The following is a 23,625-nucleotide window of genomic DNA, read 5'->3' as shown; positions in this document are numbered from 1 at the left end:
TGTTTCCCCGCTAGGGCGCAGCCTGCCAACTAAACCGAATGCCCACCTCCGACGCTGCTTTTTCAACAACTGAGCCCACCGGCTGGAAAAACTGGTGGCAATCCGGTCGGCTTTCGCAACAGTTATTGCTGCTGGCCTGCGTGGCGGGGGTGGCCGGGCTGCTGGCCTCGCGGGCCTTGGTGGCACTGGCACCGGTGGCCGGGGTAGTGGCGGCGCTGGCCAACCCGCATGTACGCCGGCAGGTGCCTCAATGGCTGCGGCTCCGGACGATTTGGGCTCCGGCCGGCCTGTATGGGTTGCTGGCGCTCAGTGGCCTTTATACCCACAACTGGCCCGAATGGCAGCACGAGCTGTTTCGGCAGTTGCCCTGGCTGGGTGTGCCGCTGCTTTTCGGGCTGGCAGTGCCGCTCACGGGCCGCCAACGGTTCGGGGTGGGTTGCCTGTTTGTGCTGGGCCTAGCGCTTATTGGGGCAGCCACCGTGGGGCAGTACCTGCGCGACCCCACTGCCGCCAACGAGGCCTTTCGCCTCGGCCAGAGCATGCCTTCTGTCACGCGCATCTTCCACATTCACTTCGGGCTGATGCTGGCGCTGGCGGCTTTTTTCGGCTTCCGGATGGCGCGGCAGCCGCAGGCGCCCCGCTGGCTGCAGGTGTTGCTGGGCCTGAGCGTGGTGGTTTGCGTGGTGGTATTGCACGTGCTGGCATACCGCTCGGGGCTGCTGGCTGCCTATACGCTGCTATTGGTAGAGGCGCTATTGGCGCTGCTGGTGCGCCGCCGGTTCTGGTTGGGGGCTACGCTGCTATTGGCGCTGGCAGCCGGTCCCTGGCTGGCCTACCATTCCCTGGCCTCGGTGCGCGAGCGGGTCAGCAACACGCTCTTCGACCTCGAACAATTTGAGCTTGAGCACGACATCAACCACTTTTCGCTTTCGCGGCGGCTGGCCGCCTGGCAAACGGCCACGGTAGTAGCCCGCCAGCACCCGCTGCTGGGCGTAGGCCCGGCCGATGCGCACGCCGCCATGATGGACCAGTACGCCTGGCGCAGCTACGGGCTGCTGCCTGCCAACCGCGTGATGGTGCACAACCAATACCTGCACCAGCTGGTGGCGGGCGGAGTAGTAGGGCTGGTGCTATGGCTGCTCGTGCTATTGGGGCCGTTGGCGCAACCCACGCTACGCCGGAATCCGTACGTGTACCGATTTGTGCTGCTATCGGCGGTGGCCATGCTTACCGATTCGCTGCTGGAGTTGCAAACGAGCTACAACCTGTTCGTTTTTCTTTATGGCTTTCTGATTGTGGCTGCTGAGCGCCGGCTCCGGCGGCCTCCCAAACCTTCGCCGGCGCAAAATGGTATAAACAGTATATTTGTCTGACCGCGGTTTTCGGCCCCGAAAACCACACTTTTTAGCGTCCATGAGCGATTCTCCCGAGCGGGTCCCGAAGCTGAGTAAAGAGGAAAAAGACCGGCGCTTCCAGGCCGAGCTGATGCCCGTGCTCGACCCCCTATACAACTTTGCCTTCCGCCTCACCCTCGACGAGGATGATGCAAATGACCTGGTGCAGGAAACTTATCTGAAAGCATATCGCTTCTTTGAGTACTTCGAACCGGGGACCAATGCCAAAGCGTGGCTGTTTCGCATCCTCAAAAATTCGTTCATCAACGATTTTCGCAAGAAAAGTAAGCAGCCTGCCAAGGTTGATTACAGCGAAATCGAAGGGTACTACAACTCTGAAGAAGTGGAGGCCGACTCTGATGCCGGTACCACCTCCTCGGACATGCGGCAGCAAGCCGTGCGCGACCTCATCGGCGACGAAGTGGCGCGCGCACTAAACTCGCTGCCCGTGGATTTCCGAACAGTTATCATACTTTGCGACCTCGAAGGGTTCACGTATGAGGAAATGGCCAAAGTGCTCGACATCCCCATCGGTACTGTGCGTTCGCGCCTGCACCGGGCTCGTAATTTCCTCAAAGAGAAGCTCGACAAGTACGCCCGCTCGATGGGTTATGGCACAAACGGTGCCTCCGCCAACGACGACGAAGACGACCAAGAATCGACCGACTAATTTCTTTCAATGCCAGGCAGTAGTTATGGAACCTACCTCTACCTCATCAACCAAACAGGCAGCCGCCGCGATTAGCGACGGCCCCGACTGTGACCGCGTGAATACTATTCTCGACCAAATTATCGTGGGGCAAGACCCCTCGGCGGCGGATGAGGAATACTTTGTCAGCCACGCCGAAGACTGTTCACCATGCTTCGATAGCTTGGAGAAACAGCAGATTTTCATCGACTTCCTTAGCCAGAAGGTAGGACGTAGGGGAGCCCCTGCCGCACTTTCCCAGCGCATTCTTGCTCAACTTCAGGGAGAAATGGCCTAATTTTACCCGATGCAGGGTAAAATCATTGCTTTCTCCGCGCCCTCCGGGGCCGGCAAAACCACCATTGTCCATCGGTTGCTGGCCCGAATGCCAGAGCTGAGCTTTTCCATCTCGGCCTGCACGCGCGATAAGCGCGGCCGAACTGAAGCCAATGGCAAGGACTACTACTTTATTTCCGTTCAGGAATTTCAGGAGAAGATCCGCCACGATGATTTTGTGGAGTGGGAAGAGGTGTACGAAGGCGCTTTCTATGGCACCCTGAAACAGGAAATCGAGCGAATCTGGGAAAACGGCCAGCATTCGGTGCTCGATGTCGATGTGAAGGGCGGCCTCAGCATCAAGGAGTTTTACCAAGACCGTGCTTTGGCGGTATTCGTTAAGCCTCCCTCGCTGGAAATCCTGGAACAGCGCCTCCGCCACCGCGCTACCGACTCGGAAGCCAGCATTTCGGCCCGCTTGTACAAAGCCAACTTCGAGCTTACGTTTGAAGACCGCTTCGACGTGGTTATCACCAACGACGACCTAGACAAGGCCGTTGATGAAGCCGAGCGATTGGTACGCGCCTTTATTACCGCCGAATCGGCCATCTTGTGAGCAGCCCCACCTCCGTTACCCCATCGGGCCGGAAAGTGGGGCTGCTTTTTGGCTCTTTCAACCCCATCCATACCGGCCACCTGATTCTGGCCAATTTCCTGGCCACGCACACCGATTTGGCTGAAGTGTGGCTCATCGTGTCGCCGCAAAGCCCGTTTAAAGCCCAAGCCGATTTGCTCGATGAGCAGGCGCGACTGACACTGGTGGCCAGCGCTATTGCCGGCAACGAACGGCTGCGCGTGCTCGATATCGAATTCCGCCTGCCCAAACCCAGCTACACCATCGACACGCTCGACCAGTTGCGGCAGCTACACCCGGGCCAGGAGTTTGTGCTGCTCATGGGGGGCGACAATCTGCCCGGCCTGCCTCGCTGGAAAGCCGCCGACCGGTTGTTGGCCGAGGTAGAAATCTACGTATATCCGCGCCCCGGATATACCCTGCCTGACCCGCTGCCGCCCACAGTGCGCGTAATACAGGCGCCGCTACTCGATATTTCGGCCACCTTCATCCGCCGCTGCCTGCGCGAGGGCTTGTCGGTGCGTTATCTGCTGCCTGAACTAGTGGAACAGCAAATTCGGGCGGAAGGATATTACGTTTAATTGGAGCTACAAGCTATAAGCCCCNNCTTATAGCTTGTAGCTCCCGCTTGTAGCTCCCGAAAAAATCAGATGGTCATAATCTCCGTTTCCTTCTTGCTCAGCACCTCGTCTACTTTGCTGATGTAGCTGTCAGTGAACTTCTGCACTTTGGCTTCGGCATCCTTGATGGCATCTTCCGAAGCACCATCCTTCTGCAGCTTGCGCAACGACTCGTTTACATCCTTGCGGATGCCCCGGATGCGCACCTTGCCGCCTTCCGACTCCGATTTTGCCTGCTTCACCAGCTCGCGGCGCCGCTCCTCGGTCATGGCCGGGATGTTGAGGCGTACACCTTCAGCATCCGACTGCGGGTTAAGGCCCAGGTCACTGTTCTTAATGGCCTTGGCAATTTCGCCAATCATGTTCTTCTCCCAGGGCTTGATAAATAGCGTACGGGCATCGGGGGCCGATACGTTGGCCACGTTGCCCAACGGAGTAGGGGTACCGTAGTAGTCCACCCGCAGCGAATCGAGCATAGCCGGCGAGGCCTTGCCAGCCCGAATGCGCGAAAATTCTACGGTCGTGTGCTCTAGGGCCTTGCCCATCGACTCTTCGGCCTCATCGAGGTAAAACTTTATTTCTTCGTCCACTTCAGAAAAATTAAGTGTTGAAAATGTAAGGTTGATAAGTTAACCGGCTGCGAAAATTACGCTGATGGGTGTCAGTGTAGCCTACGGCCGGCGCGAGGGAGTTGTTTTTTCTAGGCGTCGGCGTTGGCTCCGTGCATGCTCACGAGCGTACCCACACTGTCGCCGCGTAGCAGGCGCTGCAGGTTGCCTTCCTTATTCATGTCGAAAACGATGATGGGCAGGTTGTTTTCCTTGCACAGCGTGAAGGCCGTCATGTCCATCACGTTCAGCTTCTTGTCCATTACTTCATCAAAGCTGATGTCGGCGAAGCGTTTGGCCGTAGGGTCTTTCTCGGGGTCAGCAGTGTAGATACCGTCCACACGGGTACCCTTTAGCACCACATCCGCCTCAATCTCGATGGCCCGCAACGACGCCGCCGAGTCGGTAGTGAAATAAGGCGACCCGATGCCGGCACCGAAAATAACGACCCGACCCTTTTCGAGGTGGCGCATGGCCCGGCGGCGGATGTACGGCTCGCACACCTGCTGGATAGTGAGGCCTGAAAGCAGACGGGTGTTCACGCCCAGCTTTTCGAGGGCGCTTTGCAGGGCCATCGAGTTGATGACCGTGGCCAGCATACCCATATAGTCGCCCTGCACCCGATCAAGGCCAAAGGCTTCGGCCTGCACCCCGCGGTAGATGTTACCGCCCCCGATAACGACGGCTACCTGCGTGCCTGTCTCGGCGGCAATTTTGATTTCCTCGGCGTACTGCATGAGCCGGTTGGCATCGATGCCGTACTGTTGCTGGCCCATCAGGGCCTCGCCGCTCAGTTTCAGCAGAATTCGGTTGTACTTCAAGGCAGTGAGGAACTAGTAGAGGTAGAAGAAAAAGAGGGCAGCTATTTAGGCGAACTGAATCAGTACCTGGCCCTTGGTTACGTTGTCGCGCAGACCTACTTTGATGGCTGCTACCACACCCTCGCCGGGCGCTTTCAGGATATTTTCCATTTTCATGGCCTCTAGTACCAGCAGCGGGTCGCCCTTCTGTACCGTCTGACCTGGCTCTACGCGGACATCCACAATAAGGCCCGGCATAGGGGCTTTCAGCTCATTTACCTTGGTGCTGACAGCTGCGCTCAGGCCCATCTTATCCAGCAGTAAATCGAGGCGGTCTTTCGCCTGTAGCTCCAGCCGCTGGCCATTTAGCTTTAGCGCCACAGTTTTAGCGGCGTGGTCGATTTCCAGCAGCTCAGCAGTGTACGAACGGTTCTGGTACAGCACGTGGTAGCGGCCGCCACCAAGAGCGGTAAGGTCCCAGGCAAAGGGCTGGCCACCGAGCGTAACAGTACCGGCGGGCTGGAAGTCAACTTCCTGCGGAAGCTGGTTGGCCGCAGCCAATTGGATTTGCAGCATATGAATGGGGCGGGAGTGGGGCAGAAAAGGGCTTAAAGATAGGTCAAATCTGAAATAAATTCGGAACTTCACCAACCATTACCCTAGTGCCTTATTGCATGAAATACCTATTCCTCGGTATTCTTTTTCTGTGGCTGCCGGCGCAGTTACCAGCTGCTGCTCAGGCTGCTAAACCAAGTCGCGGCGGTGCTGCCAGCCCACATTCGCCCACCCGAAAAGGGGCCGATACGGCGCCCTACCAGGCACCTGCCGCGGCACCCCTGCCCAACTGGCTACCCGACCAGGCTCGCCCGCAGCAGCCCTCAGCTACTATTCTCCACAACCTGGTAGACACCAAGCTCGACCTGCGCCCCGACTGGAGCCGGCAATGGCTGCAGGGCACGGCTACGCTTACGCTCCGCCCACACTTCTACCCGCAATATCAGCTGGTGCTCGATGCCAAGGGCTTCGATATCAAAGGGGTAGAGTTACTCAGCGCGGGCCGCAAGGGCCGCGACCTGAAGTATACCTACGATAAGAAGAAGCTCACCATCACCCTCGACCGCACCTACCAGCGTACTGAGCAGTACCAAGTCCGCATTCAGTATGTGGCCAAGCCCAACGAGTTGCCAAGAGGCGGCGGGAGCGAGGCCATCATCGACGATAAAGGCCTGTACTTTATCAATCCGCTCGGTACCGAGAAAGGCAAGCCCCGCCAGCTCTGGACCCAAGGCGAGACGGAAGGGAGCTCCTGCTGGTTCCCGACCATCGACCGGCCCAACCAGCGCATGACCCAGGAAATCAGCCTGACGGTGGAAACCGACCAGAAAACGCTGTCCAACGGCTTGCTCGTATCGTCGCGACGCAACCCCGATGGCACCCGCACCGATACCTGGAAGCTTAGCCAGCCCCACGCGCCCTACCTGGCCATGCTGGCAGTCGGCAATTTCACTGTCGTATCAGACACGTGGCGCGGAAAGGCGGTGGATTACTACGTGGACCCCGCCTATCGAAACACGGCCAAGCAGGTGTTTGGCAATACCCCCGAAATGCTGGAGTTCTTCTCCAAGAAGCTGGGGGTTGACTATCCGTGGGATAAGTACGCCCAAGTAGCGGTGCACGATTTTGTGTCGGGCGCTATGGAAAACACCACGGCCTCTACCTTCGGCCAGCAGCTGGTGCAGTTCACACCCCGCGAGCTGGCCGATGTGCCCTACGACGGCTCAGAATCGGTTATTGCCCACGAGCTGATCCACCAGTGGTTCGGCGACTACGTCACCAACGAATCATGGGGCAACCTGCCGCTCAACGAGGCTTTTGCCGACTATGGAGAACTGCTCTGGGCCGAGCACAAGTATGGTCCCGACGCTGCCGCGCTGGTGCAGCGCAACAAGCTGCGTATCTACCTCGAAGAGGCCCAAACGAAGCGTGAGCCGCTTATCCGTACCAGCTACAACAACCACGAAGACCTGTTCGACCGCCACTCGTACGACAAGGGCGGCCGGGTGCTGCACATGCTGCGCAGCCTTGTCGGCGACGACGCTTTCTTCGCCTCCCTCACCCGCTACCTCAACCAGAACAAACTGTCGGCTGTCGAGCTGCCCAAGCTGCGCACTGCATTCGAAGAAACGACCGGTGAGGATCTGACGTGGTTTTTCGACCAGTGGTTTCTGCAGCGCGGCCACCCCGAGTTGCGCATAACCCACAGCTATGAAAGCAGTGCCGTAGTACTGCGCGTACGGCAGGTGCAGGACACCCTGTACCAGCCCGTGTTCCGCCTGCCCGTAACGGTGGCCGTCTGGAATGGCAATCAGTCTACGGAGCATCGCTTGGTTGTCACCAAGGCCGACCAAACCTTTCGCCTGCCTGCACTTCAGCGCCCGTCTCTGGTTAAGTTCGACAATGAGGGAATCCTTCTGGCCGATATAGACGAGGCGCAAACTCCCGAAGAATTACAGTTCCAACTCAGCCATGCACGCGGCTACCTGCAGAAAGTTGAGGCCATAGAAGGGCTGAAAAGCAAGTCAGGAGATTTGCTGGTTAGCTCGGCTTTCCGCAACACCCTCACCGACCCCTTCTGGGCCACCCGCGTAGCTGCACTCGAAGGCCTGCGCCGCTACCGCGGAGCCGAGGGCAGTGTAGTCCGTAAAGATCTACAGCAAGTCGCCCTGAACGAGAAGCACGGTACTGTGCGGGCCACTGCCATCAACGTCCTGTCGTCGTTTGCCAACGAGAATTTTACCAGCGTGTACGAAGCTGCCCTGGTCGACAGCTCTTACCTGGTAGCTGCCGCCGCCGTTGATGCCCTGGCTAAATCGCCTGCGCCTATTACCCGTACCCAGGTTGCCAAGTTGCAGAAAACCCGTAATCCGGCGCTACTCAAATCCCTGTCTGGCTTCTACGGTCTCAACGGTACCCTCGACGATTACGACTGGTTTTTGCAACGCAGCCAGGATGCGCAGCCCGAAGTACTCTATGTATTACTCGAAAATTTTGGTCGCCTCATGAACCGCATTCCGCCCATAGAGCGCGAAAAAGGGCTCCAGCGGCTCGAAAATCTGGCTCGCAGCCACCCGCAACTCTACGTACGCCTCGGGGCCTACAAGGGCCTGAATGAGCTAACGGGAAGTATGCCTACCCTCAAAACTACTCTTCAGGATATTCGAAATAAGGAGAAGGATAGCAACCTGAAGGCTATGTACAGCTTGGTGCAATAAATTTTTCTGCTTCGTCAGCCACACAGTAGTTTGCCTTTAGCACTAGGAAGTCAGGTGCTTAGCCCAGCCGTATTCATTCGGGTCGCTCAAAAAGTCAGCCGGTTTCAAACCTTTTTTCATGCAGGGCTTGACTTACGTCAGAAACCCGCTAATTTTGCAACTCCAATTCGAGAAAACGCGGCTTCGGCCCACGAGTTGGAATGGGCGGTTTCACGCAAACGGCGTCGAAACCATAGATTTGGGGGTGTCGCATAGTGGCAATTGCGGCTGACTGTAACTCAGCTCCTTCGGGTTCAGAGGTTCGAGTCCTCTCACCCCCACATTTTTTGAATTAAAAATTGAGAATTAAAAAGTAAGAATGGAGGATTATCCTTCAACTGATTTTTAGCTTTTGATTCTCAATTTTTAATTTCAATATCTCCGCGGGAGTAGCTCAGTTGGTAGAGCGGCAGCCTTCCAAGCTGCAGGTCGCGAGTTCGAACCTCGTCTCCCGCTCACAGCAACAGTGCGTCAGTTGATACATTAAGCCGGCTCAGGCTGGCAAAATTGTTCTCGTGTCGTACCTTTACCCCGGCTACGCGCCAGCGGGCTAAAAAAAATACCAGCCGTTTTAGCTCAGTGGTAGAGCACTTCCTTGGTAAGGAAGAGGTCATGGGTTCAAATCCCATAAATGGCTCAGAATTACGAGTACCAACGGGGCAGCGCGACTGCACCGTTTTGGAACTGTCAGCCAAGTAAAGCGACGTGCAGTCCCTGGTTAATCAGAGCTGTGTTTCGCTTTCTTCTGTATAGTTAGGTTTTAAGTCGCGTTTTCCCTTCTCACCTCAAAATTCCTCTAAATCTCTTTACAATGGCTAAAGAAAATTTTGACCGGTCCAAGCCGCACGTAAACATCGGCACCATCGGTCACGTTGACCACGGCAAAACCACCCTCACCGCTGCCATTACCCAGGTACTGGCCGGCAAAGGCCTGGCTGCTAAGCGCGACTTCTCTTCGATCGACAATGCGCCCGAAGAAAAAGAGCGTGGTATCACCATCAACACCTCGCACGTAGAGTACGCTACCGAGAACCGTCACTACGCTCACGTTGACTGCCCCGGTCACGCTGACTACGTGAAGAACATGGTTACCGGTGCTGCCCAAATGGACGGTGCTATCCTCGTGGTAGCTGCTACCGACGGCCCAATGCCCCAGACCCGTGAGCACATCCTGCTCGCTCGTCAGGTTGGTGTTCCCCAGCTGGTGGTGTTCATGAACAAAGTTGACATGGTGGACGATCCAGAGCTCCTCGAGCTGGTGGAAATGGAAATCCGTGAGCTGCTTTCGTTCTACGACTTCGACGGCGACAACATCCCCGTAATTCAGGGCTCGGCCCTGGGTGGCCTGAATGGCGATGCCAACTGGGTTCCCAAGATCGAGGAGCTGATGGACGCTGTTGACTCGTTCATTCCGATTCCTGCTCGTCTGACCGACCTGCCCTTCCTGATGCCTGTTGAGGACGTGTTCTCGATTACGGGTCGTGGAACGGTTGCTACCGGCCGTATCGAGCGTGGCATTGTAAACTCGGGTGAGCAGGTGGAGATTCTCGGCATGGGTGCTGAGAACCTGAAGTCGACTGTAACCGGTGTGGAGATGTTCCGCAAGATTCTTGACCGTGGTGAAGCTGGCGACAACGTTGGTCTGCTGCTCCGTGGTATCGAGAAGGAAGCCATCCGTCGCGGTATGGTAATCTGCAAGCCAGGTTCCGTTAAGCCTCACACCAAGTTCAAGGCTGAGGTGTACGTGCTGTCGAAAGAGGAAGGTGGCCGTCACACGCCGTTCTTCAACAACTACCGTCCCCAGTTCTATTTCCGCACCACCGACGTAACCGGCATCATCATGCTGGGCGAGGGTGTAGAAATGGTAATGCCCGGCGACAACGTAACTATCTCGGTTGAGCTGATCAACTCGGTAGCTATGGAGAAAGGCCTGCGTTTCGCTATTCGTGAGGGTGGCCGTACGGTAGGTGCCGGTCAGGTAACCGAAATCACCGAGTAGTTTTCTTTCGAAAAACTGCTGAAATAAGACAATCCGCCCCCGAAATTTTCGGGGGCGGATTTGTTTTGTCTAAAGAGTTACCTACATTTGCAGTCCCAATCCGGCTTTAGGGCTGAGAGGGACGCATCCACGGGCGTAGTTCAAGGGTAGAATAGAGGTCTCCAAAACCTTTGATGGGAGTTCGAATCTCTCCGCCCGTGCCATCAGAATGTCCGGCTGCTTCGGCAGCCGTTCTTTTATTCACTCTCACCAGCAGGTCCTGTAGCATGAGCAAGCTGACCAACTACTTCCGGGAAACATCGGATGAGATGCGTTACAAGGTAACGTGGCCTTCGCTGGAAGAGCTGCAGAAGAGTGCCGGCCTTGTGCTACTCGGCTCATTGATTTTTGCAGTAGTTGTAGGATTGATGGACGTCGCTTTTAAAGAGGTCCTGGAGATGTTTTACAACTCGTTCGTTTAATCGGTACAGAAGCGACTAAAATGGGCGAATTGAAATGGTATGTGGTTCGCTCGGTGAGCGGACAGGAGAAAAAGGCTAAAACCTACCTCGAAACTGAAATTGGCCGTCATGGCCTCTCCGAGTTGGTACCGCAGGTACTAATTCCGGTGGAGAAGGTGTTTGAGATGCGCAACGGCAAGAAGCGTGTGCGTGAGCGGAACCTGTATCCCGGTTACATCATCATCCACGCCGACCTGACCCATGGTGAAGTCGACCACATCATCACCAGCACTCCGGGCATCATTGGCTTTCTTTCCGACAAGGAGGGTAAGGCGGCCAACCAGAACACGGTGCCTGTGCCACTGCACATTTCGGAAGTGAACCGCATCCTCGGCATTGTCGATGAGTCGGAAGAACAGACCGAAACGTTGGAAACCCCCTACGTGGTGGGCGAGCTGGTGAAAATCGTGGACGGAGGCTTTGCCGGCATGTCGGGCAATGTGGCCGAGGTGTACGAGGACCGTAAGCGTCTCAACGTAATCGTGAAAATATTCGGCCGTAGCCAGCCCATGGAGCTGAGCTACACCCAAGTCGAGAAAGAAATAGAGTAGTTGTTAGTGATTCGTTTTCAGTTGTTAGTCAAAGTGTTCGGCTAACAACTGACAACGAACCATTAACAATGAAAGAAAAACGTCATCGGTTATCCGCTCCGGACCGGTGGTGCTTCCACTTCGGAGCAATTAGAAAACTGAGGATACTGCGAGTTACGTCGCGGCATCCGAAGCCTTACAAACCAAATGGCCAAGGAAATTAGAGGTTATCTGAAGCTTCAGATAAAGGGAGGCGCCGCGAACCCCGCACCGCCGGTTGGACCTGCACTTGGTAGCAAAGGCCTTAACATCATGGAGTTCTGCAAGCAGTTCAACGCTCGCACCCAGGATAAGGCCGGCCAAGTTTGTCCTGTTCTCATCACCATGTACACCGACAAGTCGTTTGACTTTGTGGTGAAGACCCCCCCGGTGCCCGTTCTGCTGAAGGACGCCGCCAAGCTCCAGAGCGGTTCGAAAGAGCCTAACCGGAACAAGGTTGGGTCGGTTACGTGGGACCAGGTTCGCACTATTGCCGAAACCAAAATGCCCGACTTGAACGCCTTCGAGGTGGAGTCGGCCATGAAACAGGTTGCCGGCACAGCGCGGAGCATGGGTATCACCGTGTCAGGTGCTTCTCCTTTCGCAGCTTAATTAAACGACGGAGAAGACATGGCAAAAATCAGCAAAAAGCGCCAGGAAGCCCTGGCCAAGCACGACCTGACCGAAATCCGGACGCTGGTAGAAGCAGCGAAGGTTGTGAAAGACATCACCTACACGAAATTCGATGCCTCCGTGGATATCGACGTTCGGTTGGGTGTTGACCCCCGCAAAGCCGACCAGATGGTGCGTGGCGTTGCTACGCTGCCCCACGGCACTGGCAAAACCGTTCGCGTTCTGGCTCTCGTAACGCCCGACAAAGAAGCCGAAGCTACTGCAGCTGGTGCTGATTTCGTTGGCCTGGACGATTACATCGCCAAGATCGAGAAGGGCTGGACTGACATCGACGTAATCATCACCATGCCGGCTGTTATGGCCAAGGTGGGCCGTCTGGGCCGCGTATTGGGCCCCCGTGGTCTGATGCCGAATCCTAAGTCGGGTACAGTTACAACCGATGTTGCCAAAGCGGTACAGGAAGTGAAGGCTGGTAAAATCGACTTCAAAGTTGACAAAACCGGTATCATCCACTGCTCGGTTGGCAAAGTATCGTTCGACGACCAGAAGCTGGCCGAAAACGCCATCGAAGTAATCCAGACGCTGCTGCGTTTGAAGCCTTCTTCGGCTAAAGGCACCTACATCAAGAGCATTACGCTCTCGAGCACGATGTCGCCCGGCGTACCGGTCGACACGTCGGTAACTTCCGCCTAACCTTAATCAACACGACGTATGATCCGGGAAGAAAAACAAGCCCTCGTCGACGAGTTGAGCGAGAAGTTTCAATCGCACAACGCGTTCTACATTGCCGATGCTTCGGGAATGTCGGTGGCGAAAATCAACGAATTCCGCCGGTTGTGCTACAACCGTGGCCTGGAGTTCAAGGTGTACAAGAACACGTTCATCCGTAAGGCGCTCGATACCCTCGAGGTAGACACGACGGAGATGGACGCGGCACTGGTAGGCCAGTCGGGCATCCTGTTCTCGAAAGAGTCGGGCAATGCGCCGGCTAAGCTGATGCAGGACTTTCACAAGGCACAGAACTACAGCAAAACGGCCGTTGTTCGCCCAGCCCTGAAAGGTGCTTATGTAGATGCTGGCATCTACATCGGCCACGACCAGCTCGGCACGCTTGCTACGCTGAAAGGTAAGACGGAACTCATCGGTGAAATCATCGGTCTGCTCCAGTCGCCCGCCAAAAATGTTATCTCGGCTCTTTCGAGCGGCGGTACCAAGCTGGCTGGCATCCTCAAAACGCTTTCCGAAAAAGAAGAGGTTGCAGGCTAACCACTGCTCATCTTTTTCAAAAGAGTAGCAAGTATGGAGTAGTGAGTAATTAGACAACAGTCTTCAATCTCAATACTAAATACCTAATACTCAATACTGATAATTTTCTTCAACAACCCCCCTTTTTAACAATCTACAGAAATGGCAGATTTGAAAGCATTCGCCGAGCAGCTCGTTAGCCTGACGGTAAAAGAAGTAAACGAACTGGCTACTATCCTGAAGGACGAGTACGGCATCGAGCCAGCAGCTGCTGCTCCGATGATGATGGCTGGCGGTGGCGCTGGTGCTGCTGATGCTCCTGAGGAGAAGACGTCGTTCGACGTAATCTTGAAGGCTGCTGGTGGCCAGAAGCTGGCTGTTGTGAAGCTGGTGAAAGACCTGACTGGCCTCGGCCTGAAGGAAGCCAAAGAGCTGGTTGACGGCGCCCCAAAGGCCGTTAAAGAAGGTGTTTCGAAAGATGAGGCCGATGGCCTGAAGAAGCAGCTGGAAGAGGCTGGTGCTGAGGTAGAGGTTAAGTAATCTCTGCGGCCCGCTCTAAGAGCCAACAAATTAGGAGAGGCCTGGCAACTAAGCCAGGTCTTTTCCTGTTTGTAGGCAACAAACTAGTCGGAAGTTCGTTTACGCGCCGCTTTGCGGCTTTTCGCGGCTACGGATGGTCCAGCGCAAATTGCTACTAGTAGTGCTTTGCGCTTTGGCGTGTCCACTGATTACCCAAATGAGTTGCCAAGCTGCTAACATTGTTTTCAGCCTGGCTTGGATTCTCCCAGTCTCCATTTCCTAACCCCACATACATTGGCTACATCGAAAGAACCGAAAGCACTTCAGGTGCCGACAGGGCTGCAAAAATTGCAGGCTGCTGACGAGCGGATCAACTTCGCCAAGATTAAAAAGGTTATTGAGTACCCGGATTTCCTCGACGTGCAGGTACGCTCGTTCAAGGATTTCTTCCAGTTGGAAACGGCTGCTGAGAACCGGACCGATGAAGGCCTTTTCAAAGTATTCGCCGAGAACTTTCCGATTTCGGACTCGCGCGAGAACTTCGTTCTGACCTTCCTCGATTACCACGTTGACCCGCCCAAATACTCGGTTGACGAGTGCATTGACCGCGGCCTGACGTACTCCGTGCCGTTGAAGGCCAAGCTCCGGCTGGTGTGCAACGATTCGGACAATGAGGATTTCGAGACGATTGAGCAGGAAGTGTTCTTGGGTAACATCCCGTACATGACCGAAAAGGGCTCGTTCGTTATCAATGGTGCCGAGCGCGTTATTGTATCGCAGCTGCACCGCTCGCCGGGCGTATTCTTTGCTCAGAGCAAGCACACCAACGGTACCAAGCTGTATTCGGCCCGCATTATCCCGTTCAAGGGCTCGTGGATTGAATTTGCGACGGACGTGAACAACGTGATGTACGCCTACATCGACCGGAAGAAGAAATTCCCGGTTACCACGCTGCTGCGTGCTATCGGCTACGGCACCGACAAAGACATCCTAGACCTGTTCGGGCTGTCGGAGGAGGTGAAGGCTGACAAGAAAAATCTCAAGAAAGCGGTTGGCCGCAAGCTGGCCGCCCGGGTGCTGCGCACTTGGACGGAGGACTTCGTGGACGAGGACACTGGCGAAGTAGTTTCCATCGACCGCAACGAGGTACTGATGGAGCGCGATTCTGAAATTTCGGAGGAGGACATCGACATCATCCTGAATGCCGGGGCGAAGTCGGTGATTCTGCACCGCGAGAACGTGAACATTGCGGACTACGCCATCATCTACAACACCCTCCAGAAGGATAACTCCAACTCGGAGAAGGAGGCCGTGGAGCAAATCTACCGTCAGCTGCGGAACACTGAAGCGCCCGATGAGGAGACTGCCCGCGACATCATTCAAAAGCTGTTTTTCTCGGATAAGCGCTACGACCTCGGTGACGTAGGCCGCTACCGCATCAATAAAAAGCTGGGCATCGAGACCAACTGGGAGGCCCGCGTGCTGACCAACGAGGACATCGTGCTCATCGTGAAGTACCTCATTGGTCTGATCAACTCGAAGGCTATTGTCGATGACATTGACCACTTGAGCAACCGCCGGGTGCGTACGGTAGGCGAGCAGCTCTATGCCCAGTTCGGTGTAGGTCTGGCCCGCATGGCCCGTACCATCAAGGAGCGCATGAACGTGCGCGACAACGAGGACTTCAAGCCGGTTGACCTGATTAACGCCCGCACCCTGTCGAGCGTTATCAACTCGTTCTTCGGTACGAACCAGCTCTCCCAGTTCATGGACCAGACCAACCCGCTGGCCGAGGTGACGCACAAGCGTCGCGTATCGGCACTCGGGCCAGGAGGTCTGTCGCGGGAGCGTGCCGGTTTCGAAGTACGTGACGTTCATTACACCCACTACGGCCGCCTCTGCACCATCGAAACGCCGGAGGGACCAAACATTGGTCTGATTTCGTCGCTGTGCGTGCATGCCCGGGTGAACTCGATGGGCTTCATCGAAACGCCATACCGCACGGCCGCCAACGGCCAGGTGGACATGACGGAGAACGTGAAGTACCTGACCGCGGAGGAAGAAGACACCCACCACATCGCCCAGGCCAACGCCCTGATTGACGATGATGGTAAATTCATTAACGACCTCGTAAAAGGCCGTTTCGAAGGTGACTTCCCCGTGGTTGGTCCCGACGAGTACAGCTACATGGACGTAGCCCCGAACCAGATTGTATCGGTGGCTGCTTCGCTGATTCCGTTCCTGGAGCACGATGACGCCAACCGGGCACTGATGGGCTCGAACATGCAGCGTCAGGCGGTTCCGCTGCTGAAAGCCGAAGCCCCCATCGTGGGTACCGGCCTCGAAGGCCGCGTAGCTACCGACTCGCGTACGCTGGTCGTTTCCGAAGGTGTTGGTGTAGTAGATTACGTCGATGCTAACCGCATCGTAGTAAAGTACGACCTGACGCCGGATGAAGTCCTCGTAAGCTTCGACGCTGAGCGGATTTCCTACGACCTCATCAAGTTCCGTCGTACCAACCAGGACACCTGCATCAACCTGACGCCTCTCGTGAAGAAGGGTGAGCGGGTGACCAAGGGCCAGGTACTGTGCGAGGGCTACGGTACCAACAAGGGCGAACTCGCCTTGGGCCGCAACATGCAGGTGGCGTTCATGCCGTGGCAGGGCTACAACTTCGAGGATGCCATCGTCATCTCGGAGAAGGTAGTACGCGACGACATCTTCACCTCGATTCACATTGAGGAGTTTGAGTTGGAAGTGCGCGAAACCAAGCGCGGCGAGGAAGAACTGACTTCGGAAATCCCGAATGTGAGCGAAGAAGCTGTGCGCAACCTCGACGACAACGGCGTAATCCGTTTGGGTGCTGAGGTGAAGGAAGGCGACATCCTGATCGGTAAGATTACGCCCAAGGGCGAAACTGACCCGACTCCGGAGGAGAAGCTGCTCCGCGCCATTTTCGGCGACAAGGCCGGCGACGTGAAGGATGCTTCCTTGAAAGCGCCACCGTCGTTGCAGGGTGTGGTTATCGGCACCAAGCTGTTCTCGCGTCCTAAGAAAGACAAAAACCTGCGGGCCAAGTCGAAGAAGGAAGTAGAAGAGTTGAAGGATGCCTACAGCCGCGAGTTGCGGGGCATCCGCGCCATCATGGTAGAGAAGATGACCGCTCTGCTTGAAGGCAAGACGTCGCAGGGTATCAAGCACAAGTTCGGTGAGGAAATCATGTCGAAAGGCGTGAAATTCGGCAAGAAGAACGTGGCTGAGAACCTGTTCCCTGACAAGAACCCGTACCGCGACGAGAGCAACTACGCTGTTCCCGAAGAGGCCAATCTGTTCAAGGACCTCGTGCTGGACGGCTGGACAGCCGATGCCCGCGTGAATGCCATGGTAGGCGAGCTGGTGAAAAACTACGCCAAGCGTCGCAACGTGGTAACGGCTCGCTTCAAGCGGGAGCGGTTCACGCTGGAAGTAGGTGATGAGTTGCCTGCCGGCATCGTGCAGCTGGCCAAAGTGTACATCGCCAAGAAGCGCAAGCTGAAGGTGGGTGACAAGATGGCCGGTCGTCACGGTAACAAGGGTGTAGTAGCCCGCATCGTGCGCGACGAAGACATGCCCTTCCTGCCCGACGGCACCCCGATGGACATCGTGCTCAACCCGCTTGGTGTACCTAGCCGGATGAACATTGGTCAGATCTACGAAACCGTACTCGGCTGGGCCGGTCTGAAAATGGACCGTACCTACGCTACCCCGATTTTCGACGGTGCGACCGAGGACGAAGTAGCCAAGGAGCTGACCGAAGCCGGATTGCCCGATTGGGGACGTGCTTACTTGCACGATGGCCTGACGGGTCAGCGCTTCGACCAGCCGGTAACGGTGGGCGTTATCTACATGCTGAAGCTGGGTCACCTGGTGGACGACAAGATGCACGCCCGTTCCATCGGCCCGTACTCGCTCATTACTCAGCAGCCGCTGGGTGGTAAGGCCCAGTTCGGTGGTCAGCGTTTCGGCGAGATGGAGGTATGGGCTTTGGAGGCCTTTGGCGCTTCCAATGTGCTCCAGGAAATCCTGACCGTGAAGTCGGATGACGTGGTAGGCCGGGCCAAGGCGTACGAAGCCATTGTAAAAGGCGACGTGCTGCCCAAGCCCAACATTCCCGAGTCGTTCAACGTGCTCATCCATGAGCTACGTGGTCTGGCCCTGGAAATTACGCTTGACTAAGGTTTGAAGTTCTATTGTCTGCCTCTGGCTACACTAATAGCCAGAGGTAGAATAGTATAATAATATAATGGGAAAGATATTTCATGTAATATTTTCTGCTTTGTTACTCTTTGTGGTTTTCGCTTGCGATGCACAAAGCGTAGCTGCGCTAGATGCAAAGTATGGGTTTAGGCAATATAAATTTGGCCTCAGTTCATCTATGATAGCTGGACTGGTTAAGCTAAAGAAAGATCCGTATGATAATAAATATATAGTTAAATATCAGAAGAAAGATGAAGATTTAATGGTTGGTCCTTATAAACTTAAAAATATAACTTATGAGTTTTATAAAGATAAACTTATGCATATACAGTTAGAAGCTGATATGGTTAATTCAAATGGTATACTTGAATTACTTCAGAGGCTTTATGGCCATCCAACACAAGTATTGGATGGCACGAAGACTAAAAGTGATACAAACGGTCGTGAATGGTTTGGCAAAAAGGTCGAACTATCGGTTGTTGAATGGCCAGGAGGTGATCTTTCGTTAATTAGCTACGCTTGTAAAGGAATATATGATGAAATGTTTAGGGACGATAAAAACGAACAGATGTTGTTACAGCGTAGAAAAAATACTCAAAATCAACAGGCACTAAAAGATTTGTAATAATCAATTAGTCGTCAAATTAAAAAAAAACATTTTCTTTTAGAATTTAAGCATACAACATGGGCCACTGGAAAGACATTGCGATGGAGTTGAATGATGATAAGAAAGACAGCAGTCTCGCTTCTATTCTTGGAATCACCAGCGACGAATTGAGTCAGTTGGTTTATGAAATCGAATCCGACACTGGTAACGATGACATGGTCTATGGATACCGTGTAGAATTTTCTGATTCTTCGCCTAAAAACATCCTTAGTAAGATCAAACGTTTAGAAGACGGCTGCCGTGTGAACCTTGATTTGTGGGAGCTTGAAGGTGGAAATGAGGAATAGATAATATTTTAAAGAAGTAAAGCCTCACCACGAGACAGCTGTTCCGAGATAGGTCAGAATAGTAATAGGTGAGAGGAGTTTCTTCTTGAAGGTAAATACCCAGATCTAGCAAAATCTACTGCGCGGCGTACCTATCCGACCCGCAGAGCACTTTTCGCAGAGTCGAACTGTTACGCTCTTTCTAACCCGTCTTAAGACTGGTAGAAATAACGAACAGAAAACAAGCCACCAGCTAATAACAGCTTCCCTACATGGCATTTGCAAAAAACAAGAAACTGGTTCAGGACTTCTCAAAAGTGACCATTTCGCTGGCCTCGCCCGAATCCATTCTGGAACGGTCGAACGGCGAAGTCATCAAGCCTGAGACTATCAACTACCGGACGTACAAGCCCGAGATGGGCGGCTTGTTCTGCGAGCGGATTTTCGGTCCGGTGAAGGACTGGGAGTGCCACTGCGGCAAATACAAGCGCATCCGTTACAAGGGCATCATCTGCGACCGTTGCGGCGTGGAGGTGACCGAGAAGAAAGTTCGCCGGGAGCGGATGGGCCACATCGAACTGGTGGTGCCCGTGGCGCACATCTGGTACTTCAAGTCGCTGCCCAATAAAATCGGCTACCTGCTGGGCCTGCCCACCAAGAAGCTCGACCAGATTATCTACTACGAGCGCTACGCCGTGGTGCAGCCGGGTACGCTGGCTGAGGAAGGCGTGCAGCAGCTCGACTTCCTGACCGAAGACGAGTACCTCGACATCATCGACAAGCTCCCCCGCGAGAACCAGATGCTGCCGAACGATGACCCCAACAAGTTCATCGCCCGCATGGGTGCCGAGGCGTTGCAAATGCTGCTCGAGCGCATCAACCTTGATGAGCTGAGCTACTCGCTGCGTGACTCTGCCGCCACCGAAACCCCGCAGCAGCGGAAGGCGGAAGCCCTCAAGCGTCTGCGCGTGGTGGAAGCTTTCCGTGACGCCGCTACCCGCGTGGAAAACAAGCCCGAGTGGATGGTTATCCGCATGGTGCCCGTTATTCCGCCGGAACTGCGCCCGCTCGTTCCGCTCGACGGTGGCCGTTTCGCTACCTCCGACCTGAACGACCTGTACCGTCGCGTTATCATCCGCAACAACCGCCTTAAGCGCCTGATCGAAATCAAGGCGCCGGAGGTGATTTTGCGGAACGAGAAGCGCATGCTGCAGGAAGCCGTGGATTCGCTCTTCGACAACTCGCGCAAGGTGAATGCCGTGCGCGCCGAAGGCAACCGCGCCCTGAAGTCGCTGTCCGATATGCTGAAAGGCAAGCAGGGCCGCTTCCGTCAGAACCTGCTCGGTAAGCGTGTCGACTATTCCGGCCGTTCGGTTATCGTGGTAGGCCCCGAGCTGAAGCTGCACGAGTGCGGTTTGCCCAAAAACATGGCAGCCGAGCTGTTCAAGCCGTTCATCATCCGCAAGCTCATCGAGCGTGGTATCGTGAAAACGGTGAAGTCGGCCAAGAAAATCGTGGACCGCAAGGACGCTGTTGTTTGGGACATTCTGGAGAACGTGCTGAAAGGCCACCCAGTATTGCTTAACCGGGCTCCAACGCTTCACCGTCTGGGTATCCAGGCGTTCCAGCCACGCCTCATCGAGGGCAAGGCTATCCAGCTGCACCCCCTCGTTTGTACGGCCTTCAATGCTGACTTTGACGGTGACCAGATGGCTGTGCACGTGCCCCTCGGCCCGGCCGCCATCTTGGAAGCCTCCATGCTCATGCTGGCCTCGCACAACATCCTGAACCCGGCCAACGGCGCGCCCATCGCGGTACCGTCGCAGGACATGGTTCTGGGTCTGTACTACGTAACCAAAGGCAAGCGCAGCACCGAAGAGGAGAGCATTCAGGGCGAAGGCCGCGTGTTCTACTCCGATGAGGAAGTAGTAATTGCCATCAATGAAGGCCAGCTCTCGAAGCATGCCTACATAAAGGTGCGCACTCCGATTCGCGATGAGGACGATAACCTCGTGACGAAAATCATCGAAACTGTTGCCGGCCGCGTGCTCTTCAACCAGCTCGTGCCCGCCGAAGTAGGTTTCGTAGATGAGTTGCTGACCAAGAAGAAGCTTCAGCAGATCATCTCGATGGTCTTCAAGCGCACGGGCATGGCCCGCACCGCGCAGTTCCTCGACGACATCAAGACGCTGGGCTTCCAGTCGGCTTACAAAGGTGGTCTGTCGATGGGTCTGGGCGACATCCAGATTCCAAAGGAGAAGGATGAGCTGGTGAAGCAGGCGCAGGCCGACGTTGCCGCGGTAACCCAGAACTATCAGATGGGTCTGATTACCGATAACGAGCGTTACAACCAGGTTATCGACATCTGGACGCGCATCAACAACCAAATCACTGAAACCCTCATGGGTCGCCTCGAAAAGGAGAACCAGGGCTTCAACTCGATTTACATGATGATGCACTCCGGTGCCCGTGGTTCGCGCGAGCAGATTCGTCAGCTCGGCGGTATGCGGGGTCTGATGGCTAAGCCGCAGAAGTCGCTGCAGGGTTCGGTAGGTGAGATTATTGAGAACCCGATTCTGTCTAACTTCAAAGAAGGCTTGGACGTAATCGAGTACTTCATCTCGACCCACGGTGCCCGGAAAGGTCTGGCTGACACGGCTCTGAAAACGGCTGACGCTGGCTACCTGACCCGTCGTTTGGTAGACGTATCGCAGGACGTTATCGTGAACGAGCCCGATTGCGGCACGTTGCGCGGTATCGAAACCTTCGCCCTCAAGGATAATGAGGACATCGTGGAGCCCCTGGCCGAGCGTATCCTGGGCCGCGTAGCCGTGCATGATATCATCGACCCGCTCACGGACGAGGTTATCCTGACGGCTGGCGACGAAATCACCGAGGAGATTACCCGCCGCGTTGATGCAACTAGCATCGAGTCGGTGGAGATTCGCTCGGTACTGACCTGCGAGAGCAAGCGTGGTATCTGCGCCAAGTGCTACGGCCGTAACCTCTCATCTGGCCGCATGGTCCAGCGTGGTGAGGCAGTAGGTGTAATTGCCGCTCAGTCGATTGGAGAGCCAGGCACCCAGCTCACGCTGCGTACCTTCCACGTAGGTGGTACGGCCTCCAACATTGCGGTAGAGGCCAGCATCCGTGCCAAGTTCGCCGGCGTGGTGGAGTTCGAAGACATCCGGACCGTGGAGACAGCCAGCGCCGATGGCGAAGCTGTGAACGTGGTAATGGGTCGCTCGGGCGAAGTCCGTATCGTGGACAAGGAAACGCGTAAAGTGTTCATCTCGAACCACGTGCCTTATGGCTCATTCCTGCTCGTAAAAGAGGGTCAGGAGGTTGAGAAGGGCCAGGAGCTCAACAACTGGGACCCTTACAACGCCGTTATTCTGGCTGAGTTCGATGGTACCATTGTATACGACGCCATCACGGACGGGGTAACCTACCGCGAGGAGTCGGATGAGCAGACGGGTCACCGCGAGAAAGTAATTATCGAGTCCAAGTCGGCCAAAGACCAGAACCCCGCCATCATCGTGCGCCCCGGCAAAAAGGGCGACGAGGAGGGGCAGAAGGGCTATAGCATTCCGGTAGGTTCCCACCTGAACGTGGAGAACGGCCAGAAAATCAAGGCCGGCCAGATTCTGGCTAAGATTCCGCGTGCCGTGGGCAAAACCCGCGACATTACGGGTGGTCTGCCTCGCGTAACCGAGCTGTTCGAGGCACGCAACCCGTCGAACCCGGCCGTAGTGGCCGAAATCGACGGCGTGGTAACCTACGGTACGGTGAAGCGTGGTAACCGTGAAATCTTCGTCGAGTCGAAGGACGGCGTCAAGAAGAAATACATGGTGCCGCTGTCGAAGCACATTCTGGTGCAGGACAACGACTTCATCCGGGCCGGTGCACCGCTGTCGGATGGTGCCATCACGCCTTCCGATATCCTGAGCATTCAGGGCCCCGGTGCCGTGCAGGAGTACCTCGTGAACGAGATTCAGGAAGTATACCGCTTGCAGGGCGTGAAAATCAACGATAAGCACATCGAGGTGGTCGTCCGCCAGATGATGCAGAAGGTAGTTATCCTTGACGCCGGTGACACGTCGTTCCTCGAACATCAGGTAATCGACAAGATTATCTTCATGGAGGAGAACGACACCATCATCGACATGAAGGTGGTCACCAACGCCGGTGATTCCAGCAACTTCAAGCCCGGTCAGATTGTGACGGCTCGTCGCCTGCGCGACGAGAACAGCAGCCTGCGCCGCCGCGACCTGCAGCTGGTGGAAGTGCGCGACGCCCAACCTTCGGTTTCGCGTCCGACCCTCCAGGGTATCACCCAGGCCTCGTTGGGCACTCAGTCGTTCATCTCGGCCGCTTCCTTCCAGGAGACGACCAAGGTGCTGTCGGAAGCCGCCATCCGTGGCAAGGCCGACGAACTGCTGGGCCTGAAGGAGAACGTGATTGTAGGTCACCTCATCCCGGCCGGTACCGGTCTGCGCGAGTACACCCGCCAGATCGTTGGCTCGAAGGAAGAGATGGAAGCCGCCCAAGCCGCCAAAGCTGAAGAGGCTGCCGCGCCTGCCAAGCGTCCCTCGCGCGCCAAGCGCGAAGTGTCGGCAGAGTAATCTGCAGAAGTGAGTAAATGAGAGAAGCCGACTAG

20 protein-coding genes and 4 tRNA genes are annotated in these 23,625 nt (G+C 55.5%); 21 read left to right on the top strand and 3 right to left on the bottom strand.

The genetic code is table 11. The features are described 5' to 3' along the window. Positions 1-38 precede the first annotated feature (38 nt). The 5 genes from J7E24_RS14490 to nadD are packed head-to-tail and all read left to right on the top strand — an operon-like array spanning position 39 to position 3,573. Positions 39-1,373 (top strand): O-antigen ligase family protein, encoded by a 1,335-nt coding sequence (locus J7E24_RS14490; protein WP_215138841.1) that lies wholly within the window; start codon positions 39-41, stop codon positions 1,371-1,373. A 40-nt stretch (positions 1,374-1,413) separates the two neighbouring features. Continuing rightward, on the top strand, positions 1,414-2,064 hold the full coding sequence (locus J7E24_RS14485; protein WP_215138840.1) for a sigma-70 family RNA polymerase sigma factor: 651 nt from the start codon (positions 1,414-1,416) through the stop codon (positions 2,062-2,064). 25 nt (positions 2,065-2,089) lie between these two features. Continuing rightward, positions 2,090-2,380, top strand: coding sequence for a hypothetical protein (locus tag J7E24_RS14480; RefSeq protein ID WP_215138839.1), 291 nt, complete (start codon positions 2,090-2,092; stop codon positions 2,378-2,380). Between the two features lie 9 nt (positions 2,381-2,389). Continuing rightward, the gene (gene gmk / locus J7E24_RS14475) at positions 2,390-2,974 is read left to right on the top strand and encodes a guanylate kinase (protein WP_092738496.1); all 585 of its coding nucleotides are present in this window, start codon (positions 2,390-2,392) and stop codon (positions 2,972-2,974) included. Beyond that, on the top strand, positions 2,971-3,573 hold the full coding sequence (nadD, locus tag J7E24_RS14470) for a nicotinate (nicotinamide) nucleotide adenylyltransferase (protein ID WP_215138838.1): 603 nt from the start codon (positions 2,971-2,973) through the stop codon (positions 3,571-3,573). Before gmk ends, nadD begins: the two co-directional genes overlap by 4 nt. 65 nt (positions 3,574-3,638) lie before the next feature. Here nadD and frr read toward each other — a convergent pair whose 3' ends face one another. From frr to J7E24_RS14455, 3 genes are all read right to left on the bottom strand, one after another. After that, positions 3,639-4,202, bottom strand: coding sequence for a ribosome recycling factor (gene frr, locus J7E24_RS14465; RefSeq protein WP_215138837.1), 564 nt, complete (start codon positions 4,200-4,202; stop codon positions 3,639-3,641). Positions 4,203-4,312: 110 nt separating this feature from the next. After that, the gene (pyrH, locus tag J7E24_RS14460) at positions 4,313-5,041 is read right to left on the bottom strand and encodes a UMP kinase (RefSeq protein WP_176909878.1); all 729 of its coding nucleotides are present in this window, start codon (positions 5,039-5,041) and stop codon (positions 4,313-4,315) included. Between the two features lie 45 nt (positions 5,042-5,086). Beyond that, a complete protein-coding gene (locus J7E24_RS14455; RefSeq protein ID WP_215138836.1) occupies positions 5,087-5,596 on the bottom strand; it encodes a biotin/lipoyl-containing protein in 510 nt (169 codons plus the stop codon). 98 nt (positions 5,597-5,694) lie between these two features. On the opposite strand from J7E24_RS14455, the gene J7E24_RS14450 reads away from it, so the two are divergent. The 16 genes from J7E24_RS14450 to rpoC all read left to right on the top strand — a co-directional run bounded on the left by J7E24_RS14450 (position 5,695) and on the right by rpoC (position 23,590). Next, entirely contained in the window at positions 5,695-8,292 is a 2,598-nt protein-coding gene (locus J7E24_RS14450) for a M1 family metallopeptidase (RefSeq protein WP_215138835.1), read from the top strand. A gap of 240 nt (positions 8,293-8,532) precedes the next feature. After that, a tRNA-Tyr gene (locus J7E24_RS14445) sits at positions 8,533-8,612 on the top strand. Between the two features lie 102 nt (positions 8,613-8,714). Beyond that, positions 8,715-8,787, top strand: a tRNA-Gly gene (locus tag J7E24_RS14440). Between the two features lie 109 nt (positions 8,788-8,896). Further along, positions 8,897-8,968: transfer RNA gene (locus J7E24_RS14435), tRNA-Thr, on the top strand. A 174-nt stretch (positions 8,969-9,142) separates the two neighbouring features. Further along, positions 9,143-10,330: an elongation factor Tu gene (tuf, locus tag J7E24_RS14430; RefSeq protein WP_215138834.1), complete on the top strand. Its 1,188-nt coding sequence runs from the start codon at positions 9,143-9,145 to the stop codon at positions 10,328-10,330. Between the two features lie 129 nt (positions 10,331-10,459). Then, positions 10,460-10,533 (top strand) — tRNA-Trp (locus J7E24_RS14425). Between the two features lie 63 nt (positions 10,534-10,596). Next, complete coding sequence (secE, locus tag J7E24_RS14420; protein ID WP_215138833.1) at positions 10,597-10,791, top strand: preprotein translocase subunit SecE; 195 nt, start codon at positions 10,597-10,599, stop codon at positions 10,789-10,791. 20 nt (positions 10,792-10,811) lie between these two features. Further along, positions 10,812-11,381, top strand: a complete 570-nt coding sequence (gene nusG / locus J7E24_RS14415) for a transcription termination/antitermination protein NusG (RefSeq protein WP_176897730.1) — start codon at positions 10,812-10,814, stop codon at positions 11,379-11,381. Between the two features lie 186 nt (positions 11,382-11,567). After that, positions 11,568-12,011: a 50S ribosomal protein L11 gene (rplK, locus tag J7E24_RS14410; RefSeq protein ID WP_116939114.1), complete on the top strand. Its 444-nt coding sequence runs from the start codon at positions 11,568-11,570 to the stop codon at positions 12,009-12,011. Positions 12,012-12,029: 18 nt separating this feature from the next. Then, positions 12,030-12,725 carry a 50S ribosomal protein L1 gene (gene rplA, locus J7E24_RS14405; protein ID WP_215138832.1) on the top strand — a complete coding sequence of 232 codons (696 nt, stop codon included), beginning with the start codon at positions 12,030-12,032 and terminating at the stop codon, positions 12,723-12,725. 18 nt (positions 12,726-12,743) lie between these two features. Then, the gene (gene rplJ, locus J7E24_RS14400; protein WP_215138831.1) at positions 12,744-13,298 is read left to right on the top strand and encodes a 50S ribosomal protein L10; all 555 of its coding nucleotides are present in this window, start codon (positions 12,744-12,746) and stop codon (positions 13,296-13,298) included. Positions 13,299-13,439: 141 nt separating this feature from the next. After that, complete coding sequence (gene rplL, locus J7E24_RS14395; RefSeq protein ID WP_215138830.1) at positions 13,440-13,817, top strand: 50S ribosomal protein L7/L12; 378 nt, start codon at positions 13,440-13,442, stop codon at positions 13,815-13,817. Positions 13,818-14,135: 318 nt separating this feature from the next. After that, positions 14,136-18,011, top strand: coding sequence for a DNA-directed RNA polymerase subunit beta (gene rpoB / locus J7E24_RS14390; RefSeq protein ID WP_215138857.1), 3,876 nt, complete (start codon positions 14,136-14,138; stop codon positions 18,009-18,011). Positions 18,012-18,078: 67 nt separating this feature from the next. Then, positions 18,079-18,657 carry a hypothetical protein gene (locus tag J7E24_RS14385; protein ID WP_215138829.1) on the top strand — a complete coding sequence of 193 codons (579 nt, stop codon included), beginning with the start codon at positions 18,079-18,081 and terminating at the stop codon, positions 18,655-18,657. Positions 18,658-18,716: 59 nt separating this feature from the next. Next, positions 18,717-18,986 carry a hypothetical protein gene (locus tag J7E24_RS14380; protein ID WP_215138828.1) on the top strand — a complete coding sequence of 90 codons (270 nt, stop codon included), beginning with the start codon at positions 18,717-18,719 and terminating at the stop codon, positions 18,984-18,986. A 251-nt stretch (positions 18,987-19,237) separates the two neighbouring features. Next, positions 19,238-23,590 (top strand): DNA-directed RNA polymerase subunit beta', encoded by a 4,353-nt coding sequence (gene rpoC / locus J7E24_RS14375; protein ID WP_215138827.1) that lies wholly within the window; start codon positions 19,238-19,240, stop codon positions 23,588-23,590. Positions 23,591-23,625 lie beyond the last annotated feature (35 nt).

This window comes from Hymenobacter sp. ISL-91 (genome assembly GCF_018613725.1).
In the GTDB taxonomy this organism is placed as follows: Bacteria; Bacteroidota; Bacteroidia; order Cytophagales; family Hymenobacteraceae; genus Hymenobacter.
The sequence above is the reverse complement of the archived record's forward strand: the minus strand, read 5'-3'. Positions and strand labels throughout refer to the sequence as shown.

Bases quoted from the DNA above. Each gene is read 5' to 3' on its own strand.
- J7E24_RS14490 (WP_215138841.1), top strand. From the start codon at position 39: ATGCCCACCTCCGACGCTGCTTTTTCAACAACTGAGCCCACCGGCTGG.
- J7E24_RS14485 (WP_215138840.1), top strand. From the start codon at position 1,414: ATGAGCGATTCTCCCGAGCGGGTCCCGAAGCTGAGTAAAGAGGAAAAA.
- J7E24_RS14480 (WP_215138839.1), top strand. From the start codon at position 2,090: ATGGAACCTACCTCTACCTCATCAACCAAACAGGCAGCCGCCGCGATT.
- gmk (WP_092738496.1), top strand. From the start codon at position 2,390: ATGCAGGGTAAAATCATTGCTTTCTCCGCGCCCTCCGGGGCCGGCAAA.
- J7E24_RS14455 (WP_215138836.1), bottom strand. From the start codon at position 5,596: ATGCTGCAAATCCAATTGGCTGCGGCCAACCAGCTTCCGCAGGAAGTT.
- J7E24_RS14450 (WP_215138835.1), top strand. From the start codon at position 5,695: ATGAAATACCTATTCCTCGGTATTCTTTTTCTGTGGCTGCCGGCGCAG.
- tuf (WP_215138834.1), top strand. From the start codon at position 9,143: ATGGCTAAAGAAAATTTTGACCGGTCCAAGCCGCACGTAAACATCGGC.
- secE (WP_215138833.1), top strand. From the start codon at position 10,597: ATGAGCAAGCTGACCAACTACTTCCGGGAAACATCGGATGAGATGCGT.
- nusG (WP_176897730.1), top strand. From the start codon at position 10,812: ATGGGCGAATTGAAATGGTATGTGGTTCGCTCGGTGAGCGGACAGGAG.
- rplK (WP_116939114.1), top strand. From the start codon at position 11,568: ATGGCCAAGGAAATTAGAGGTTATCTGAAGCTTCAGATAAAGGGAGGC.
- rplA (WP_215138832.1), top strand. From the start codon at position 12,030: ATGGCAAAAATCAGCAAAAAGCGCCAGGAAGCCCTGGCCAAGCACGAC.
- rplJ (WP_215138831.1), top strand. From the start codon at position 12,744: ATGATCCGGGAAGAAAAACAAGCCCTCGTCGACGAGTTGAGCGAGAAG.
- rplL (WP_215138830.1), top strand. From the start codon at position 13,440: ATGGCAGATTTGAAAGCATTCGCCGAGCAGCTCGTTAGCCTGACGGTA.
- J7E24_RS14385 (WP_215138829.1), top strand. From the start codon at position 18,079: ATGGGAAAGATATTTCATGTAATATTTTCTGCTTTGTTACTCTTTGTG.
- J7E24_RS14380 (WP_215138828.1), top strand. From the start codon at position 18,717: ATGGGCCACTGGAAAGACATTGCGATGGAGTTGAATGATGATAAGAAA.
- rpoC (WP_215138827.1), top strand. From the start codon at position 19,238: ATGGCATTTGCAAAAAACAAGAAACTGGTTCAGGACTTCTCAAAAGTG.